At 64.8% G+C, this 3,390-nt stretch carries 4 protein-coding genes; all 4 read left to right on the forward strand.

All coding sequences use genetic code 11. The annotated features are described in order from the left end of the window. The first annotated feature begins 262 nt into the window (after positions 1-262). The gene (locus tag AC1D2K_RS32280; RefSeq protein ID WP_478094212.1) at positions 263-1,024 is read left to right on the forward strand and encodes a GntR family transcriptional regulator; all 762 of its coding nucleotides are present in this window, start codon (positions 263-265) and stop codon (positions 1,022-1,024) included. Positions 1,025-1,188: 164 nt separating this feature from the next. Continuing rightward, entirely contained in the window at positions 1,189-1,635 is a 447-nt protein-coding gene (sdhC, locus tag AC1D2K_RS32285) for a succinate dehydrogenase, cytochrome b556 subunit (RefSeq protein WP_478094214.1), read from the forward strand. Positions 1,636-1,688: 53 nt separating this feature from the next. After that, entirely contained in the window at positions 1,689-2,054 is a 366-nt protein-coding gene (gene sdhD / locus AC1D2K_RS32290) for a succinate dehydrogenase, hydrophobic membrane anchor protein (protein ID WP_286510114.1), read from the forward strand. A 4-nt stretch (positions 2,055-2,058) separates the two neighbouring features. Beyond that, positions 2,059-3,390 (forward strand): succinate dehydrogenase flavoprotein subunit (gene sdhA, locus AC1D2K_RS32295; RefSeq protein WP_478094216.1); only part of this gene is annotated, 1,332 nt, incomplete at its 3' end.

Here is a 3,390-nt window from a genome sequence, read left to right on the forward strand (position 1 = left end):
CGGAACAGCAGGGCGTAACCGATTTGGCCAGCGGCACCGGTGACGGCAACGCGAACAGGCTTTTTGCTCATGGGATAACTCCAGGAAATGAGTGAAAACGGTGCGTGACCGCAAGGTGCGGCCACAAGGTCGGGCCGGACGATGGCGCCCAGGCTTCGGACGTCTTCGATTTTATGCCGATTTGCGGTTTCGGTGGCGCCTGTCTTATGTCTTATATAAGATGTCGCCCGGAAAGCACCCGCCGCGGTGCGCCGACGCACCCATGACCACCTCTCCCACCGCCGTCGCCGAGCTCGCCACGCCGTCGTTCAGTCCGCTCTACCAGCAGATCAAATCGCTGATCCTGCAGAGCCTGCACGCCGGCGAATGGAAGCCGGGCGAACCCATTCCGAGCGAAATCGACCTCGCGGCACGCTTTCGGGTCAGCCAGGGCACGGTGCGCAAGGCCATCGACGAACTTGCGGCTGAAAACCTCGTGGTGCGTCGCCAGGGCAAGGGCACTTTCGTCGCCACCCACGCCGAGCAGCACGTGCAGTACCGATTCCTGAAGCTRGTGCCGGACAGCGGCGATGTCGACAGCGACGGGCCCGCCCAGCGCACGATCGTCGATTGCCGGCGCCAGCGCGCCAGCGCCGACGTCGCCCGGGCATTGGCGCTGCGCACCGGCGACGCCGTGCTGCAGGTGCGCCGCGTGCTGGCCTATCGCGGCACGCCGACCATCCTGGAGGAGCTCTGGCTGCCGGGAACGCCGTTCAAGGGACTCACGGCCGAACGGCTCACCGCGTGGCGCGGCCCCATGTACGCGCTGTTCGAGAMCGAATTCGGCGTGCGCATGGTGCGCGCCGAGGAAAAAATCCGCGCCGTCCTGCCCGACGCGGCGCAGGCCGAGCTGCTGGCCGTCAGCACGGCGACGCCGCTGCTGAGCGTCGAACGCCTGGCTCTCACCTACCATGACACGCCCATGGAATTGCGCCGCGGCCTCTACCGCACGGACACGCACCACTATCGCAACCAGCTGGGGTGAACAGGCCCACCCAAACCATTGCGGGAGCTCAAGCATCCGAGTGCCCCGGTGCGATGACCTATCCTCCCCGAACGGCACGATGGTGCATTGCAATAGAATTTTGAGTTGTTTGCATTTTCTTGCTTCAGAACAAGCCGCCCTCTAAAAAATACCGAAAGCCCCCCATGACAGAGCTGGCCAACCCTCCCCGACCGCCGCGGCGCGAGTTCCGCAACATCAATCCGCTCTCCGATCTGACGACCTATCGGCTGCCGCCGGCGGGCATCGTCTCGATCCTGCACCGCGTCAGCGGCGTGCTGATGTTCCTGCTGCTGCCCTTCATCATCTGGATGTTCGACACCTCGGTGTCTTCCGAGATTTCCTTCGCGCGCTTCTCGGCCGCCTTCAACATCGGGGTCGGATTCCTTCCGGGCTGGTTCCTCAAGCTGGTCGCGCTGGCGCTCATCTGGGCCTACTTGCACCACTTCATCGCCGGCCTGCGCCATCTGTGGATGGACGTGAGCCACGCCGCGGTCGAAAAGAAGAGCGGCAACAGCACGGCACTCGCCACGCTGTTCCTGAGCGTCCTGCTGACCGTCGTCCTCGGCGCCAAGCTGTTCGGCCTTTATTGATTTCTTGCGGGTCGGATCTTCAGCTCTGACCCCAACTGAATAGGAAACTGACAATGTCCGTGAACTACGGCTCCAAGCGCATCGTCGTCGGTGCGCACTACGGCTTGCGCGACTGGCTGAGCCAGCGCATCACCGGCGCCCTGATGGCGCTCTTCACCGTGATCCTGCTGGCGCAGGTGATCTTCAAGCGCGGCCCGATCGGCTACGACCTCTGGGCCGGCATCTTCGCCGCCCAATGGATGAAGGTGCTCACCTTCGTGGTGATCGCCTCGCTGCTCTATCACGTCTGGGTCGGCATGCGCGACGTCTGGATGGACTACGTCCAGCCGGTCGGCATCCGGCTGCTGTTGCAAGTTTTCACGATCGTCTGGCTTGTCGGTTGCGCGGGTTGGGCCATTCAAGTGCTCTGGAGGCTCTAACCCAATGACTTACACCAAAGATCAAATCACCAAGCGCAAGTTCGACGTCGTCATCATCGGCGCCGGCGGCTCCGGCATGCGCGCATCCCTGCAACTGGCACGCGCCGGCCTCAACGTCGCCGTGCTTTCGAAGGTGTTCCCGACCCGCTCGCACACCGTCGCGGCCCAAGGCGGCGTCGGCGCCTCGCTCGGCAACATGAGCGAGGACAACTGGCACTACCACTTCTACGACACGATCAAGGGCTCCGACTGGCTCGGCGACCAGGATGCGATCGAGTTCATGTGCCGCGAGGCACCCAAGGTGGTGTATGAGCTCGAGCACTTCGGCATGCCCTTCGACCGCAACCCGGACGGCACGATCTACCAGCGTCCGTTCGGCGGCCACACCGCCAACTACGGCGAGAAGCCGGTGCAGCGCGCCTGCGCCGCGGCCGACCGCACCGGCCACGCGATGCTGCACACGCTCTACCAGAAGAACGTCGAGGCCCGCACCCAGTTCTTCGTCGAATGGATGGCGCTCGACCTGATCCGCGACGCCGAAGGCGACGTGGTCGGCGTGACCGCGCTCGAGATGGAAACCGGCGACCTGCACATCCTGCAGGCCAAGACCGTGCTGCTGGCGACCGGCGGCGCAGGCCGCATCTTCGCGGCCTCGACCAACGCCTTCATCAACACCGGCGACGGCCTCGGCATGGCCGCGCGCTCGGGCATCCCGCTGCAGGACATGGAGTTCTGGCAGTTCCACCCGACCGGCGTGGCCGGCGCCGGCGTGCTGCTGACCGAAGGCTGCCGCGGCGAAGGCGCGATCCTGCTCAACAGCAACGGCGAGCGCTTCATGGAGCGCTACGCGCCGACCCTGAAGGACCTCGCGCCGCGCGACTTCGTCTCGCGCTCGATGGACCAGGAAATCAAGGAAGGCCGCGGCTGCGGCCCGAACAAGGACTACGTGCTGCTGAAGCTCGACCACCTCGGTGCCGAGACCATCCACAAGCGGCTGCCCTCGGTGTACGAGATCGGCGTCAACTTCGCCAACGTCGACATCACCAAGGAACCGATCCCGGTGGTGCCGACCATCCACTACCAGATGGGCGGCATTCCGACCAACATCAACGGCCAGGTCGTGATCCAGAAGGGCGAAGACAACAGCGCCGTGGTCAACGGCCTCTATGCGGTGGGCGAATGCTCCTGCGTGAGCGTGCACGGCGCCAACCGCCTGGGCACCAACTCGCTGCTCGACCTGCTGGTGTTCGGCCGCGCGGCCGGCAATCACATCGTCGAGTTCAACGACAAGCTGAAGGAGCACAAGGATCTGCCCGCAGACGCCGCCGACCGCACC

Source organism: Variovorax sp. P1_H12_2 (assembly GCF_056405335.1).

Bases quoted from the DNA above. Each gene is read 5' to 3' on its own strand.
- sdhC (WP_478094214.1), top strand. From the start codon at position 1,189: ATGACAGAGCTGGCCAACCCTCCCCGACCGCCGCGGCGCGAGTTCCGC.
- sdhD (WP_286510114.1), top strand. From the start codon at position 1,689: ATGTCCGTGAACTACGGCTCCAAGCGCATCGTCGTCGGTGCGCACTAC.